Annotated in this window: 10 protein-coding genes, 1 tRNA gene and 1 pseudogene; 6 read left to right on the plus strand and 6 right to left on the minus strand. The window is 30.4% G+C overall.

Going from position 1 to position 17264, the window contains the following annotated elements; translation table 11 throughout:
* The first annotated feature begins 29 nt into the window (after positions 1-29).
* Entirely contained in the window at positions 30-1862 is a 1833-nt protein-coding gene (locus tag FHR24_RS04885) for a RagB/SusD family nutrient uptake outer membrane protein (RefSeq protein WP_167184699.1), read from the plus strand.
* A 41-nt stretch (positions 1863-1903) separates the two neighbouring features.
* Positions 1904-3523 carry a hypothetical protein gene (locus FHR24_RS04890; protein ID WP_167184702.1) on the plus strand — a complete coding sequence of 540 codons (1620 nt, stop codon included), beginning with the start codon at positions 1904-1906 and terminating at the stop codon, positions 3521-3523.
* Positions 3524-4018: 495 nt separating this feature from the next.
* Here FHR24_RS04890 and FHR24_RS04895 read toward each other — a convergent pair whose 3' ends face one another.
* Positions 4019-8242, minus strand: coding sequence for a hybrid sensor histidine kinase/response regulator transcription factor (locus tag FHR24_RS04895; protein WP_167184705.1), 4224 nt, complete (start codon positions 8240-8242; stop codon positions 4019-4021).
* Positions 8243-8440: 198 nt separating this feature from the next.
* Between FHR24_RS04895 and FHR24_RS15645 the strand changes: the two are divergent.
* Positions 8441-8782 (plus strand): annotated as a pseudogene (locus FHR24_RS15645) (4Fe-4S cluster-binding domain-containing protein); the annotation flags it as partial.
* A gap of 63 nt (positions 8783-8845) precedes the next feature.
* Positions 8846-10675 carry an anaerobic ribonucleoside-triphosphate reductase gene (nrdD, locus tag FHR24_RS04900; protein WP_317166188.1) on the plus strand — a complete coding sequence of 610 codons (1830 nt, stop codon included), beginning with the start codon at positions 8846-8848 and terminating at the stop codon, positions 10673-10675.
* 72 nt (positions 10676-10747) lie between these two features.
* Here nrdD and FHR24_RS04905 read toward each other — a convergent pair whose 3' ends face one another.
* Positions 10748-11194, minus strand: coding sequence for an RrF2 family transcriptional regulator (locus FHR24_RS04905; RefSeq protein ID WP_167184711.1), 447 nt, complete (start codon positions 11192-11194; stop codon positions 10748-10750).
* Between the two features lie 130 nt (positions 11195-11324).
* Here FHR24_RS04905 and FHR24_RS04910 point away from each other — a divergent pair.
* Positions 11325-11397, plus strand: a tRNA-Met gene (locus tag FHR24_RS04910).
* Positions 11398-11508: 111 nt separating this feature from the next.
* Here the strand turns inward: FHR24_RS04910 and FHR24_RS04915 are convergent.
* The 3 genes from FHR24_RS04915 to FHR24_RS04925 form a co-directional block, all read right to left on the minus strand.
* Positions 11509-14142, minus strand: a complete 2634-nt coding sequence (locus FHR24_RS04915) for a TonB-dependent receptor (protein ID WP_167184714.1) — start codon at positions 14140-14142, stop codon at positions 11509-11511.
* 90 nt (positions 14143-14232) lie between these two features.
* Positions 14233-15195, minus strand: coding sequence for a MauE/DoxX family redox-associated membrane protein (locus FHR24_RS04920; protein ID WP_167184717.1), 963 nt, complete (start codon positions 15193-15195; stop codon positions 14233-14235).
* Positions 15196-15199: 4 nt separating this feature from the next.
* Positions 15200-15736 carry a DUF1599 domain-containing protein gene (locus tag FHR24_RS04925; protein WP_167184720.1) on the minus strand — a complete coding sequence of 179 codons (537 nt, stop codon included), beginning with the start codon at positions 15734-15736 and terminating at the stop codon, positions 15200-15202.
* 90 nt (positions 15737-15826) lie between these two features.
* Between FHR24_RS04925 and folP the strand changes: the two genes are divergently transcribed.
* On the plus strand, positions 15827-16666 hold the full coding sequence (gene folP / locus FHR24_RS04930) for a dihydropteroate synthase (protein ID WP_243846500.1): 840 nt from the start codon (positions 15827-15829) through the stop codon (positions 16664-16666).
* Here the strand turns inward: folP and FHR24_RS04935 are convergent.
* Positions 16663-17241 carry an HPP family protein gene (locus tag FHR24_RS04935; protein WP_167184725.1) on the minus strand — a complete coding sequence of 193 codons (579 nt, stop codon included), beginning with the start codon at positions 17239-17241 and terminating at the stop codon, positions 16663-16665. The two genes, folP and FHR24_RS04935, sit on opposite strands and share 4 nt — an antisense overlap.
* Positions 17242-17264: the final 23 nt, after the last annotated feature.

Here is a 17264-nt window from a genome sequence, read left to right on the forward strand (position 1 = left end):
CTATTAAAAAATCTAAAAACATGAAAGTAATGAAAAAAATAATATATATAAAGTTAGCCTTCTTTAGTGTGTTGGCGTTAACTTTTACCAGTTGTCAAGATGATTTTCTTATAGAAGACAATCCTAATCAGCCATCTACAACAACGTTCTGGCAAACAATAGACGATTTAGAATTTGGATTAACAGGAGCTTATAAAGATTTTGCGAGTGCCAATAACATCCGAATGACAGATGACATGTTGCGAAGTGATTTGGCATGGGGTAGTGGTTTTCAAAGACCTACAAACTCTAATGAATACTATTTACAAATTTTTAACGAAGCATCTACGATTCCAAACCAGAAATGGCATCAAAATTACAGCACAATATTTTCAGCAAATCAAGTAATAGATGCTTATGACAGATTAAAAGGAACTTTTAATTCTGAATCTGATGAAGAAAGAGCGGCTTATATTTATGCAGAAGCTAGATTTTTAAGAGGGTATATGTACTTTTTATTATACAATTCTTTTAATGGAGGTGCGGTGCCAATTCATGACAAAGCATATGACACACCAGAAAAAATGGCTCAGCCAATTCAACCAGCAGAAAAAGTAAGAGCATTTTTGGAAGCAGATTTAGAATATGCTTCTAAAAGCCTACCAATATCTTGGAATGATGGTCATAAAGGTAGGGTAACAGCTGGTGCTGCGGTAGCATTATTAGGGCAGACAGCTATGTATCACGGAGAGTTTACAACAGCTTCTGATTACTTTGATAAAGTAATTAATGATTATGGTTATGCTTTAACAGAAGATATAGGAAGTAACTTTACAACTAGAGATGAGTTGAATGAAGAGTCTATTTTAGAAGTAGTATATTCTATGGATTTTAAAGATAATTTAAATCAGTGGGATGGTAGAGATGTTGCTAATACTGCTTATCATAAAGGATTAACAGGAGTAAACGGATGGTGGAATGCAGTTGCTGCTAACTGGTTAATTTTAGAGTATAGAAACGATCCAATAGATACTAAAGATTCTAGAAATATAATTACTGAAGACGATGGTAACGGTAACATTACTCAAAGATTTAGATCTTTCAGTCCAAGAACATCACAGTCTGTTGCATTGGTAGATGAATTGGATACTCCATATTATGCAAATTCAAATCCAGCAAAAGGAGATTTACCAGGACAAGTAACAATTTTTAATGTTAAAATGACTTGTTTTTTCCGTAAACATACTAACTGGGATTTAGGAGCTGTGAATGAAGATGCTTTATCTCCAGGAAAAGTACGTTCGGCAATTAATGAAAGATTAATTCGTTTGGGTGAGATTTATTTACAATACGCAGAGTGTCAAATAGAATTAGGAAATGTTGATGAAGCTTTAAAATACATTAACAAAGTGAGAAGACGTGCAGGTGTAAAATTATTGGGGCTTGATGGTACAGGTGAGTTTCCTAATAATGATCACAATAATATTGCTTATGATGGAGCTTCTTTAATGGAACATTTAAGGTTTAAAGAATATCCTTTAGAATTGGCATGTGAAGGTGACGGTGATAGAAATATTGATTTAAGAAGATGGGCAGAGTATGGTACTTATGTAATTCCAAATTTAAAGAAAACAAGATTTGAAGAGTTGGCTGCTAAGAGATATAAAGCTAATGACTATGAGGTAACTATGGCTGATGGAGTAAAAGTGACTAGATGGGGTTCTATTGTACAAGAGTTGCCAGTTGGAGATCCAGATATTGATTCAAACTGGAATGAGTTTCAAGAAGCAGCTATAAATTATAATGAAACAAAAGCATATTGGCCAGTTCCTAACTCAGAAATAATTTCTAATGGTAACCTATATAACATCGTTTCAGAATAAAACTTCTTCCGTAATAAAATATTGAACTAAAATTTTTATAAATGAAAAATAAAATAAAATTAACATTAATAGCGCTTTCCACATTTATAGTGGGATGTACTACTGGGGGATACGATTCTCCAGATGATTTTTCGGATGTAGGTTTTTACACATCTGAAGGAACTTCACAAATATTAGAAAAGAATATATATGACTATATGACATTTGCTGATTTGTCATTAGGTGAAGTTAAGCATGCTTGGACAATACAAACAGGAAATGCCTTTTTAAAAGGACCTATTGAGCGTGTACCTAATAATATTGAGTCTTTAATTATTAATGATGGAGATACAGTTTCTAATGCTAAAACGGTAAGTGTTTTATTTAGAAAGTCTGGATTGCAAAAAGTTAGATTGTATAATGAATTTAGAGATTCAGTCGCTTTTAGAGGACACAGAAATGGTGAGGATTATGAAATGGCATCAGTTCAAGTTGGTAATAAGTGGGTAATTGATACTACTTTTGTAGTAAAGGTTTATGATACTATTATAGCTGAATTAGAAGTAAGACAAGATGGGGTTGTAGTAAATCATAAATCTACAGATACTATTTATGTAGAAGCTGGTGGTTCTTTAAACTTTATAGATAAAACAACCATTGGTGAGCCTACTGGACGTAATTTCTTTGTAAGAAGACCTACTGTAGAAGGAGATCCAAATAGTGGTCAAAACGTAGCATATAGTGCTGCGGAAGATGCTACTATGTTATTAAAGAAATTAGGAGTTTTTGAAGGAGGAATAACAGCTAATAGAACAGGAGAAACTACTCCTGGAGATTCGGATACGTATGTTTTCCCAGCACCAATAAAGGTAATACCTTCAACACAACCTTTTCAGTTAACGGGTAACGTTATAGAGTTAGAGAATGAAACAATTAGAATTCCGTTTAATGGAGAATTTGTTGAAGCTACAGGTAAGGAATCATTCTTTGAGGTTAAGGTAAATGGAGTTGTTTTTGATATTGAAAGTGTAACTGTAAACGAAGCAGATGCTACTTTCTTAGATATTAAATTAGTAGAACCTATTTACAGACCAGATGTAATTACCGTTACAATGAAAGAAGGAAGCGGTTTAGTGTCTACAGATACAAGAGAGCCAATAACTTTTACCGATGAGACAGTTCAAATGCACAATGTAAACCTAATTCATTCGGATATTTCTGGATTAGAAACTGGAATGGGATGGAAGGCTTTAACAGCAACAGATCCAATAACAGTAACAAGATCTGACGAAGTAGCTGCTACAGGTACTTACAGTTTAAAAGTTAATATGGATCCAGGAATTGAGTGGTATTTTGTTACAGCAAAATTACCTGCTGGTTTAGTATTAGATAATACTAAAACTTATAAATTTAGTTATAAGGTTTATGTAGATGCTTCTACAACAGTTAGACCAGGAACCACAGGGTTCTTTTTGTTACCAGATTGGGGACAAAAATTATGGGGGAATGTAAGAGATGTAAATATGTTTCCAGAAGGTGTTTGGAAAGAAAGATCAATTGAAATTAGCCCAGATTCGTTAGAAGAAGTTAGGTTAAGATTTGGATCAGGAGGAGATACAACTACCGATGCAATAATTTATATGGATGATTTCTTTTTACAAGAGATAGAAACTAGACCATAGTTAAACTGCTAACTATTAATATTAAACTCCACTTAACTTTTAAGTGGAGTTTTTTATTGGATTTTACTAAAGTATATAGTACAATTAAAAATTAATAGAGCATATATATTACTATAAAAACAATGAAATATTGATGGTCAGTTTTTTAATAAACGCTAGTGTTTAAAAGGATGTTTAATCTAGTTTTATAAGAGTATCTATAGGTTGTTGTTGTTTAATTGTAAGAAAATCAATTTATAAGGCTTTAAGTGGTGTTTTTATTTCTAGCAGATGAGTTATTAAAAGGAGCATACATGTATAGTTGTAATTCAAAGTTATTACTCGTAAAGTACAAATGTTTTAGGATGTTATTAATAAAAAACATATAGGTGAATTAAAACTACTTTATAAAGAGAGTGTTTTAAGAGTTAGGTAGATAGGTATTTATCGTATAAAAAGAGAGGAGTGTATTTCTAATTAGAAATGCACTCCTCCTTTTTTTGGTTTATAGATTAACTACAATAAATCATCAACAGAAATATTATCACTATTACCTTTTTTCTTGTTTAAATAATCACTTGGCTTGGCTCCAAATTGTTTTTTAAAGCACTTAGAAAAATAAGAAGCTGTACTAAAGCCTGTTTTGTACATTACTTCTTTTACGGGTAAATCAGTAGAATCAAAGAGTTGCATGGCTCTTTTTAAACGGATACTTCTGATGAATTCACTAGAAGATAAACCTGTAATTTCTTTTAATTTTAAATATAAGTTACTTCTACTTTGTCCAATTTCGTTAACCAACATTTCTACACTAAACTCTGTATTAGACATGTGCTTGTCTATAATTTCAATTACTTGTTTTAAGAACCTTTCATCTGCAGAGGTTACGGTTACTTCTGCTGGTTTTAAGTTTACTTCTCTGTTAAAACGTTTTCTTAGCAACGCTCTCTTTTTAGTAATGTTTTTAAGTTTCAGATTTAAAACTTCCATGTCAAATGGTTTTCTAATATAATCATCAGCACCATTTTTTAAACCTTGTAATTCAATTTCTTGAGATAATTTGGCTGATAAAATAAGAATAGGAATATGACTAGTAGTTACTGTTGTTTTTAGTTTTTCACACAGTTCCATACCATCCATAATATGCATTACCAAGTCTGTAATAATTACGTTAGGTATAATTTTAATTGCGGTTTCAAAACCTTGTAAACCATTTTCGGCTTCGTAGATTTTATATTCATCTTCTAGAGAGTGTCTAATAAATGTCCTAATATCTTCATTATCATCTACAATTAATAGAATAGGAAGCTCATTAGTACGATTGTTAGATAAGGTCTGATCTGTTACATCATCACTAACATCAATAGCAAAAGATTCCATTTCTGAGGATCTTGTATTGTAATCACCGTCTGTATCTTCTTTACAAACAATAGATGGATTGTCTGAATAAGCTTCTTTTTGTGTTGGTAAGGTGATGATAAATTCTGTTCCTTTTCCTTTTTCACTAATTACCTCAATATTTCCTTGGTGTAACTCTACTAAGTTTTTGGTAAATGCCAATCCAATTCCAATTCCTGTAGGATTGTTTTCGTTTTTGTCTTTTTTGGTATAATATCTTTCAAAAATATTTTTCATTTGATGTTGGGCAATTCCAATACCAGAATCAATTACTTTAATAATTACCTGATCGTTTTCATGTAAAACAAAAACATTAATACTTCCGTCTTTAGGGGTAAACTTATAAGCATTTGATAGTAAGTTATTGATGATTTTTTCAATAGCATCATGATCAAACCAACTGTATATGTTTTGTTCTGGGGTGTGTAAATTAAAGTTAATGTTCTTTTTATGTACCAAAAACTGAAATGGTTCTGCTACTTCTTGTATAAAGTTTACAATGTTACTATTTCTCATAACCAAAGTTGTTTTTCCTTGGTTCATTTTTCTAAAGTCTAGTAATTGATTTACAAGTCTTAATAGATAGTTGGTGTTTTTTTGAATTAGTTTTAGTTGTTCTTCGTGAGTTTCAGGTTTAATTTGCAATCCTTTTTTTTGTAAAAAGTCTAAAGGTCCTTTTATAAGAGTTAGTGGGGTTCTAAACTCATGAGAAATATTTGTGAAAAACTCCAGTTTTAAATTCTGAAGTTCGTCTTGTTTGTTCTTTTCTATTACTTCTAGTTCAGAAAGGTGTTTTTGTTCTGCACGAGCAATTATATTTTTCCAAAAAAGGAAAAGAATTAAAGAAATAAGCAAACAGTACAATACATAGGCTGTAGTTGTTTTCCAAAAAGGTGGAGTAATTATAATCTTTATTTCTTCTTTAGATTCTTCCCAAATACCATCGTTGTTAGATGCTTTTATTCTTAATGTATATTTTCCTGGAGCTAAGTTTGTATAAGTAGCAAACCTTTTTTTAGAGGTTGTATAAATCCATTTTGTATCAAAACCATCTAATCTGTAAGCAAATTTATTCTTTTCTGGAGCAGAATAGTGTAGGGCTGCAAATTCAAAAGAAAAACTATTTTCGTTATGTTTTAATTCTAATAAATCTGTTTCGTGAATCATTTTGTTAAAAAGAACTCTACCATTAAATTCTTGTCCTCTATGAACGGGTTGATTAGATATAGAGAATTGAGTAATAACAGCTTTGGCTTTATAGGGGTTGTCTATAATTGTTTTAGGATAAAAAACATTGAATCCGTTGATACCTCCAAAAACTAGTTCTCCATTTTTTCTTTTAATAGCTGCCAATTCTTGAAACTCGTTGGCTTGTAAACCATCATTAACATCGTAGTTTTTAAAAATACCTTCTTCGGGCTTAAATCTAGATAATCCTTTGTTTGTAGATATCCACATATTGTTAGCACTGTCTTCTAAAATACCTTTAATTACATTGTTAGCTAATCCATCATCTTCTGAATAATTAGTAAACTCTGCAATATTTTGATTTAAAGGAGTAATTAGCTTGTTAATACCACCTCCTAAAGTTCCTATCCATAGTTCATGATTGCTAGATTCTGTAATTTCTAAGATGTAATTGTGGCTAATAGATGTTTTGTCGGTAGGAATGTTTTTATAATTTATAAATTTTGGGTTTAAAGCATTGATCTGAGATTTAGGTAATTTACTTAAACCATCTGCTGTACCAAACCATATGTTATGCTCACTATCTTCGTAAATTTTTCTAATAATATTGTTAGATAATCCATCCGAATTGTTTTCGTTGTGAACAAGATTGTCTTTTATATAACCACTTCCATCTGGTTTTTTTAGCCATCTATGTAAACCATTGTTGTAAGTACCAATCCATAAATTTTGACTACTGTCCTCAAGTATAGAAAATACACTATTTGTAATTTCGGAGACTTCTTTTATATCATTTTTAGTTATTTTGGTTAAATCTTTAACTTTAGATAAGTCTAATTCATACAATCCAGGATTTGATTCTGTTCCAAACAATATTTTGTTTTGACTTTTTAGTTTAGTAATCACAAAACACTTTCTAAAGTTATTTATTTTTATAAAACTTTGATAGTTACTGTTTTTTAAAGCAATGTTTACACCTCCGCCTTCTGTACCAATCCATAGGTTTTGCTGTTCATCTTCGTAAAAAGCTCTAACATTGTCGTAACTAAGACTTTTAGGGTCTAGATTGTTTTTTATTACTCTAAATCCTTTTCTGGAGGTATCTATTTTATTAATCCCACCTCCTTGAGTACCTATCCATATAATTCCTGTTTTATCTATATGAATAGATTTAATTACATTCTTGCTAATGCTTTTGTCGTTTTTAGGATTGTATAAATAATGATAGTCTTTTACAGGATATCTATTTTTATCATTGTTTTTGTAGGTGACTAAACCATAGTTGCTACCAGCCCAAATATTATTGTTTTTATCTACTACAACTACACTTATAAAACCTGAATATAATTGTTTTACTTTTTTTAATGTAGGCTTAGATCTATACACATATAAACCCATACCAGAACCAATAAGTAATTTTCCAAACTGATCTTCAATAATAGAATTAACAGGTCCATAAGGCAAACCTATTTGTTCGTTTATACATTTAAAGTAAATTTCTCCCATAGAATCACGAGAGAGCATAAAAAATCCTTTAGAAGAACCTACCCAAATTTGATTTTGTTTGTCTTGATAAATAGAATAAATACTACTCATATAAAGACTACTGTTTATTTTACCATTTACTAAATTATAGGAAGTAAATTTTAATGGTTTTTGTTTGTTTTTTAAACTAGCAACATTAAGTCCGTTAGCGGTCCCTACCCAAAGATTGTCTTTGTTGTCTATAAAAATGGAATTGACATAATCACTAGATAAACTATTTGGATCATTTTTATCGTGCTTTATATGATGAAATTCTCCGGTAGATTTATCAAAAAAATCAACACCTTTACCAGTAGTACCAATCCATAAATTGTCATCTTTATCACTTATGATTTTGTAAATTAAATTACTTCCAATAGATTTTTTATTGTTAATGTTAGGTTTGTATGTTGTAAAATCATAGCCATCAAATTTGTTTAACCCATCATGAGTTCCAAACCACATAAATCCTTTTTTATCTTGGTGGATGGTGTTAATATCACTCTGAGATAAACCGTTTCTAGTCGTAATTCTATCAAAGTTATATGGGGCTTGTGCCCATATGTTTGTAACACAGGTAAGTAGTAGTAAAAGTAATGCTAATGAATTATTTTTTGGTTTTAAATGCATAACAGTTGGTTTGTTCCTAATTAATCAAATGTAACTATTATTGTTATAATTTTCGCATTTATAAGTTCTATGATGTGCTGTTTTCATCATTTGTTCTAATCTTTAGTGTTTATAACTTTTTTAATAAGTTTAAAAATTAAATTTAAAAAGTAGATATTATATGTATTACTTTTATAAAAGATAAAAATATCTTTTTATATGAATTTTTATAAAGTTGACATTGCTCTTCAAGAAGTACCAGGAGAAATAAGTATTTGTTTTTCTATTTCAGGATGTCCGCTACGGTGTAACGGATGTCATTCTCCGTTTTTGTTAAAAAAAGAAAATGGAGTTTTGCTAACCAAAAAAAAATATTTTGAATTATTAAATAGATATAAAAATTATGCTTCTTGTGTTTTGTTTATGGGGGGAGAATGGGAAAAAAAAGAATTGATAAAGAGATTAAAACAAGCTAAGAAAAAAGGGTACAAAACATGTTTGTATACGGGGTTGAGAAAAGTAGACAATAAAATTTTAAGTTATTTGGATTGGGTGAAAACAGGGGAGTGGATTACAGAAAAAGGAGGCTTAGATTGTGTAGAAACCAATCAGAAATTTACAGAAGTGGCTACAGGAAAATTATGGAATGTATTATTTCAAAAAAAAAAAAATATGATCAGATTAACAGAACAACAAATAGCTCAAAAAATTAATTTTATCAATCAATATCTGTATTCAGAAAATGCAGCCGATGGTTCTAAAGTAGATGCGAATGCAAATGTTACTTCAAAAAACATTGCTACAATGGAAGCAGAACTAAATAAGGATATCAATATTCAGGTAAACAGAGCTTTAATTAAAAGTAAAATAGAAACTCTTTTTGGGAAAGATTTAGCAAATGAATATGAAAGGCAAATAGAGAATCATGAAATTTATGTACATGATGAAACCTCCTTAAAACCTTATTGTGTTTCTATAAGCATGTATCCTTTTTTATTGGATGGATTAACCAAATTAGGAGGAGAAAGCCGAGCTCCTAAACATTTAGAAAGTTATTGTGGAGAGTTTGTAAATCTGGTTTTTGCAGTAAGCTCTCAGTTTGCAGGAGCTTTGGCTACGGTAGAATTTTTATTATATTTTGATCATTTTGCAGCAATAGATTATGGAGGAAATTATTTAGATGATGCTACAGGAACAGTAAAAAATCATTTGCAACATGTGGTGTATGCTGTTAATCAACCAGCAGCAGCAAGAGGATATCAATCTGTGTTTTGGAACATATCTTTATATGATGAATATTATTTTAATAGCATGTTTGGCGAATTTGTTTTTCCAGATATGCAAAAACCTAGTTGGGATAGATTAAAAAAATTACAAACCTTTTTTATGACCTGGTTTAACAAAGAAAGAACAAAAGCTGTTCTAACTTTTCCGGTAGTAACTGCAGCCATGTTAGTTGAAAACGGAATGCCTAAAGATGCAGAATTTACTCAAATGTGTGCTAAGGAATTAAGTGAAGGAAATTCCTTTTTTATATATCAGTCAGAAAATGCAGACAGTTTAGCATCTTGTTGTCGATTAAGGAATGAAATTACGGATCATACTTTTAGTTATTCTTTAGGAGCAGGAGGTGTTGCTACAGGTTCTATAAATGTAATTACCTTAAATATGAATCGATTGATTCAGCACAAAAAAGACATCAGAAAAGAAGTGAAAAAAATTCATAAATATCAAGTAGCTTATAGAAAATTGATGGACGAGTATTGTGAAGCTGGTTTATTGCCTGTTTACAATTCGGGATTTATTTCTTTGGATAAGCAGTTTTTAACTATAGGAATTAATGGAATGGTAGAAGCTGCCGAAAGTTTAGGGATTAAAGCTCAGGATACCCCAAACTACAAAGCATTTATAAATAATTATTTGAAAGCAATTTTTAATGAAAACAAAAATGCAAAAGATGAATGGGGATATTTATTTAATACAGAATTTGTACCTGCTGAAAATTTAGGAGTTAAAAATGCAAAATGGGACCAACAAGATGGGTTGGAGGTTTATAGAGATTGTTACAATTCTTATTTTTATGCAGTAGATGACGAAGCCTTAAACACCTTAGATAAAATTATGCTTCATGGTAAAGAATACATTCAGTACTTAGACGGTGGCTCTGCATTGCATTTAAACTTAGAAGAAACATTATCGAAAGAAGGATTTGTTAAATTAATAGGGGCTACAGCAAGGGCAGGTTGCAATTATTTTTGTTTTAATATTAAAATAACCGTTTGTAATGAATGTAATTATATAGATAAAAGAACTTTGTACTCTTGTTCTAGTTGTGGCTCTACCAATATAGATCATGCAACAAGAGTAATAGGTTATCTTAAAAAAGTATCAAATTTTAGTTCCGATAGACAAAAAGAACATGCATTAAGATATTATCACAAAGAAAAAGCGTGAGTAGTTGCACGTAAGTTGTTTTAGTTGCTAGCTGTGTTTTTAATTTTTGTTCGAATTAAAAACACAGCTTTTTTATTTTTCTAAAAGTTTAAGAGATAATAATGTTCCTTCAGTTTCTATTTCTCCTTTTAACTGTTCAATTGTTTTTTGTCTAAAATCTACTAAAATTTCATTTTTAAAAGGCTTTACTATGTGGTGTACTGGACAAGGATATTTATCGCTACAAAGACTAAGTCCTAAAAAACATTGGTCAAATTTATCTGTACCATCAATATTAACAACAATGTCCCATAGTTTTATTTGTAAATCTTTTTCAGACAAATAAAACCCACCACCAGGTCCTTTGGTAGACGAAACCAACTTATGTGTACTAAGTTGTTGTAATAATTTGGCTAAAAAGGGTTGTGGAGTTTGTAGTTCTTCGGCTATTTTTTTAATTCCTATCTTTTTATCTTTATTAGAGTTGATTGCTAGAAATAATATAGCTCTAATAGCGTATTTACAAGCTTTAGAAAGCATAAGAGTAAGATTGATTGTTTAGTCAAAGGTAAGAATATCAAGTGTTAAGTAATAATTAAAAAGAGATTAAATATTTTATTTAAAATAGTTTGTGAGAACTATATATATGACGTATATTTGCAATCCAAATCGCGGGATAGAGCAGTAGGTAGCTCGTCGGGCTCATAACCCGAAGGTCACTGGTTCGAGTCCAGTTCCCGCTACTACAAAAGACACTTCATAATTGAAGTGTCTTTTTTGCTTTTAGGAGCTTTTTTAAAATAAAAACAGCCTTAGTTCTCACTAAAGCTGTTTTTATTTTAAAATGCAGGTGTTTAATTCTTAAAAATATATTTAAAACTTAGCATTGCGTATTGTTGCAATGCATCATATGTGTAGGTAGAGTTTCTACTTTCTGATAGATTTCTATTGGTGTTGTTGTATTGATTTAAAATATTAAATACAGTAAGTTTTATTTTTGCTTTGTTAGGAACAATGCTGTAATTAGCTGTAATATTCCAAACTAAAGATTCCCTTCCGTAACTTTTTTCAAATTTTGGGTTTAGATTGTATTGAAGTTGGTTAAAGATTGTAAATCTTTTAGGAGCAAATGTAGTTACGTTTAAACCAAAAGTGTGTTGAGTGTTAGATTGGTCTTTAATAGCATCATTGTTATAATCTGTATTGTCTAAAAACAGTCTGTAGTAGGGCGAAACTTCAAACAAATCATTATAATTAAACTCTGTGTATAACGAAGGAGAGAATCGATAATAACTACTCTGAAAAGCCACGTTGTTTACAAAGTGAGCGTTTTTTCCTATTGAGCTATACCATTTTAATTTAAGATTGTAAAATAAAGGTGTTTTTTTAAAGTCTTTAGAAATACTACCATTAATTGTAAACATGTTGTTCTCGCTATTGTTTACAAACGTTTTGGTGGTAATTAAATCCTCGTCAATAATAGATTTGTTTATAATTTTATCTTGTACTGTGGTGTAGCTAAACCTATTAAAGAAATAAATTTTGTTTTTTCTGTTGTAAAAACGAATGTTTAAACTAAGTAAATGCTCTAATTCTCTGTCTAAATCTGGGTTACCAATCGTTATTTTGGTGGGGTTTGTATTGTCTGTAATAGTTAATAATTCAGAATATCTAGGAACAATACTTTTGGTTCTGTAATTTGCGTTAAAAATTAATCCGTTTTTGGTTTTATAGCGTGCTTTTGATGAATATAAAAAATCTTTAAAATCTCTAACCAAACCAATACCTCTGTTAAACTCCTGATTGTCTAATTCAGTATTTAAATGGCTAACTCTAAAATTATAATAGAAATTATTTTTTTTGTAGATATAAGAAAGTTCATGCTGTAGTTTTTTAACATTAATTTCCTGATCATAACTTAAACTAGAATTAAAATTTGTGCTATTGTTGTTGGTTTGATCAACATCTAAAACATCTTGTAAAGTTTCTTGTTTTTCATTTCTATTCTCAATTTCATATTCTATTACGTGGTTGCCACCAAGTCTTTGTCCATATTTAAAGCTATTTCCTATTCGCGTATCTTGTCTGTCATAATCTGTTAATTGATTTCTTAAAACAGTTCTTGGATTGTTTTTGAAAAAGTTAGTTTCAGACTGATTTACATTGTTATTTTGATAAGAATTTGCTGTGGTAAAAATTTTATAGGTAGCGTAAGAGTTTAGCTTTTCAAACTTATAAATAGCACTTATAGATGAATTTAAAGATTTTGCTTTCTGTGTTTGATGTAATTGAGAATTATTGTTGTTAATCAATTCATTAGCTTCATTTTTAGTTTCGCTGTCATTATTTCTAGAGTACTCACGATCTTTAGAAAAAAATCTAGCATTGGTAATTAATCTAAAGTTATCAAAAATAGAATTAATTAGTTTTAAGTTTCCTCTGTGTATTTGTTGGTTTGTTGTTTGGTCTGAATTTTCTACACTATAATTTAATGTAGAGGGTAATAAAATGGTATTATCTGTTCTAACTCCTTTGTCATATTTGGTGTCAGAAAACATATAATCAACGTTAATTCTATCACCATTTATAAATTTATCAGAGTAATTAGACCCTACGTTACTTTCTGTTTTTATGGCTTTAGATTTGTCTAGCGAACTGGCATCATCATCATCTCCGTAGCTAAAATTATTTTTATTAACGTTGTTGCTAAATGCCAATACGGTTAATAAAGATTTTTTATACATTCTGTTTACCACACCATTTAATTCATAACGATCATCGGTTCCGTATCCGCCAGTAACATTTCCAAAAATGTTTCCATTGTCTTTTTTCTTTAAGGTAATGTTTATGGTTTTTGTTTCTTCACTGTTTATACTTCCTGTAAAGTTTTCTTCATCACTTCGAGTGTTGGTAATTTCAATTTTATCAATAACATCTTTAGATAAAATTTTCATTGCTACTTGAGGGTTGTCACTAAAAAAAGGTTCTCCGTTTACCAAAATTTTAGTAACGTCTACACCGTTTACTTGTATGCTTCCATCTTCATTGTCTATAGAAACACCGGGTAGTTTTTTTAATAAATCTTCGGCAACAGCATCTTCTCTAGTTTTAAAAGAGGATGCATTGTATTGTATGGTGTCTTGTTTAATTAATACAGGTGGTGTAGCTGTAATAACTACCTCGTTTAAGCTTTCTGCGGCTTCTTGTAATATAATTTGACCTACACTAATATTGTTGCTAGCGGCAATTTTTTCTTTATATGTAGTGTATCCTATGTAGGTAATTACTAGAGAGATATCAGTTTCTTTTTTTAAATCTCCTTCTATTTCAAACGCTCCGTTTTCATCTGTAAATCCGTATCCTAATAATCGGTTGTTTTTAGTAGATTCTATCTGAACGGTAGCAAATTCAATAGGTTCTTTAGTGGTTTCGTCTATAATTGTTCCTTTTATCTCTATTTCTTGTGCATAGTTAATAAAGCTCCACATTATGAAGATAATGTAAAGGAACCTTCTAGAAAAATTAGTCATGTTTATTTAAAGTTTAAACTAAGACTTGTAAAGTTGCTGAAAGTTTAATTAAAAATTAGATTTATCTATATTCTTCCAATGAAATTTCGAAATTACTGTTGCGTTCTCTAAAATAAGAATTCCAGGGTTGGCTCTCATCATGGTTTTTAAGGTTGTTCCATCACAAAACAAAATGTCAAAAGGAGGTTTTTGTTCTTGTTTAGTTTTTGTAACCAAATCAGATCCGCTACTAGAAAGCGCATAAACAATGTATCCTTTCTGTGTTGCTTTGGTCGCAAATTCTTTTAGTGTTTTCCATGATTGTTTTTCTGTAGCCTCTAATTTATTCATAACTATTAAAATAGCTTTAGGAGCATTTAAAACAGTCTCGGTTAAATCATCTGTTTCAGATTCTAAAAAGAAATCATGCACAGGTGGAATTTCTCCATCCTCTTTATATTCCATTCCTTCTTTAATGTTTTTACCTACTGCATAGGCTCTAAAATCAATAAGAGGTAAAGAGCTTAGGGCTTGGTATATAATATAAAAAGAGGCAAACCACGCAATAAATAATATCCATTTGTTAATGGTTTTGTTAAATAAAGGCAGAATATGTTTTTGTTGTAGTAGCATCCATATAATTAGAGCTATAAAAACCACATTTTTATAAAACGTTTCCCACGGACTCAAGGTAATGGCATCACCAAAGCAACCACAATCTGTTACTTTATCATAAAAAGCAGAATACCATGTTAAAAACAAAAATAATGTGGTAATACTAAACAGGCTCCAAAGTGTTAACTTGGTTTTGTAGCCAAGCAGAATAGCAATTCCTAAAAGTAATTCTATTACAATTAAAAGAATGGCAAAAGGTAGTGCGTAGGGAATTAAAAACTCTAAGTTTAAAACATCAACTCCAAAATATTCTTCAAATTTATAAGCAGATCCTAAAGGGTCTACTAGTTTTACAAAACCAGAAAAAATAAATAGGGCTCCTATAAGTATTCTAAATAATTGGGTGATGAATTTCATAGTATTAAAAAGTTAAGTGGATCATTGCAAAAACAGAATAGTTAATCATATCTTGGTAATTGGCATCAATTCCTTCAGAAACCAATGTTTTTCCTTGGTTGTCTTCAATTTGTTTCACCCTTAATAATTTTTGTAAAATTAAATCCGTCAAAGAACTTACTCTCATATCTCTCCAGGCTTCACCATAATCGTGATTCTTGTTTAGCATTAGTTCTTTGGTAATTTTTATATGTTTTTCATACAATTCTACAGCTTCTAGTGTGTTTAAATCTGGCTGATCTGCAATTCCTTTTTCAATCTGAATTAAAGCCATAATGCAGTAGTTGATAATTCCTATAAATTCAGAAACTTCACCTTCATCAACTTTTCTTACCTCGTTTTCTTGCAGTTGTCTAATGCGTTGTGCTTTTATAAAAATCTGATCTGTTAAACTAGGCAATCTCAAAATTCTCCAAGCGCTCCCATAATCACTCATTTTTTTAGAAAATAAGCTCTGGCAATCGTTAATAATTTTATCGTATTGTTTGGAAGTATTAGACATAATGTGTGTTTTTTCTGTAATTTCGATATCGGAAACGAATTTAATAAACAATTATGAGTTTCCGTCTATCTATAAAACAAAAGTATTTTAATGCAAAGAACTCTCAATTGTAAAGGAAAAATTATTGATTTGTCTGTTCCCAAAGTAATGGGGATTTTAAATATTACCCCTGATTCTTTTTTTGATGGAGGGAAATATAAAAATGAAAAAGAAATTTTAGACCAAGTAGCTAGTATGTTACAAGCTGGAGCTACTTTTATAGACGTAGGTGCTTACTCTTCAAGACCAGGGGCAAAGCATATCACCGAAGAAGAGGAATTGCATAGAATTGTTCCTGTGGTAGTGCTACTAGTTGCTAATTTTTCTGATATCTTAATATCTGTTGATACTTTTAGAAGTAAGGTCGCAAAAAAATGTATTGAGGCTGGTGCGTGTATGATCAACGATATTTCTGGAGGAGATTTAGACGATGCTATGTTTACAACCGTTGCAGAACTACAAGTTCCTTATATTATTATGCACATGCAAGGAAATCCGCAAACCATGCAAAAAGCCCCAGTGTATAAAAATGTAGTAACAGAAGTGTTTTATGAGTTGTCTAAAAAAATAGAAATATTAAATAAATTACACGTACACGATGTTATTTTAGATGTTGGTTTTGGCTTTGGAAAAAGTGTGGCTCATAATTTTGAATTACTTAAAAACTTAGACTATTTTCAAGAAATGAACTTGTCCGTATTAACGGGAGTTTCTAGAAAATCTATGTTATACAAACCATTACATATAAATCCAGAACAAGCATTAAATGCAACAACTATTGCCAACACTATTGCGGTACAAAAAGGGACACAAATTTTACGTGTACACGATGTAAAAGAGGCTGTTGAGGTAATTACAATTTTGGAATTAATCAACAAAGAAATTCTTTAGTCTATGTTGCGTATTCTTTTGATGAATTTACTTTGTTTAGGGTAAACTCTATTTTTGGTAATATTATTAAATAATAAGGCTGTAAATAATAAAATTAAACAACCAGAAAGAACTGGAGATAACACGTAGAAAAATCCTAAACTAATAATTTTTTTAGAACCAATAATAGCGATTAAAGCAGTTGCACCTCCTGGCGGATGTAGCGTTTTTGTTATTTGCATAGCAACAATAGAGAGACTAACGGCTAATGGGGCTGCTAACCAAAAAATATCTCCCACTGTTTTGTAAACACAGACACCAATAAGAGCTGAAATTACATGACCTCCAATTAAATTTCGGGGTTGTGCCAAAGGGCTATATATAGCACCATAAACCAATACACTAGAAGCTCCAAAAGAACCAATTAAAAAAATACTGGCTGTTTTGTCTAAATAAAAAGTTTGTATAAAAGCAATGCATGCAATTCCTACAAAAGAACCCACAAAAGACCAAAAATGCTCTTTTTTATCTACAAATGTTTCTTTATATATTACATATTTAGTAATTCTTAAACTTTTATTAAACTGTTTTTTCATAGGTTTTTTTATGTTGTCAGAAA

Origin of the sequence: Wenyingzhuangia heitensis (assembly GCF_011762155.1) — a bacterium.
Lineage (GTDB): Bacteria > Bacteroidota > Bacteroidia > Flavobacteriales > Flavobacteriaceae > Wenyingzhuangia > Wenyingzhuangia heitensis.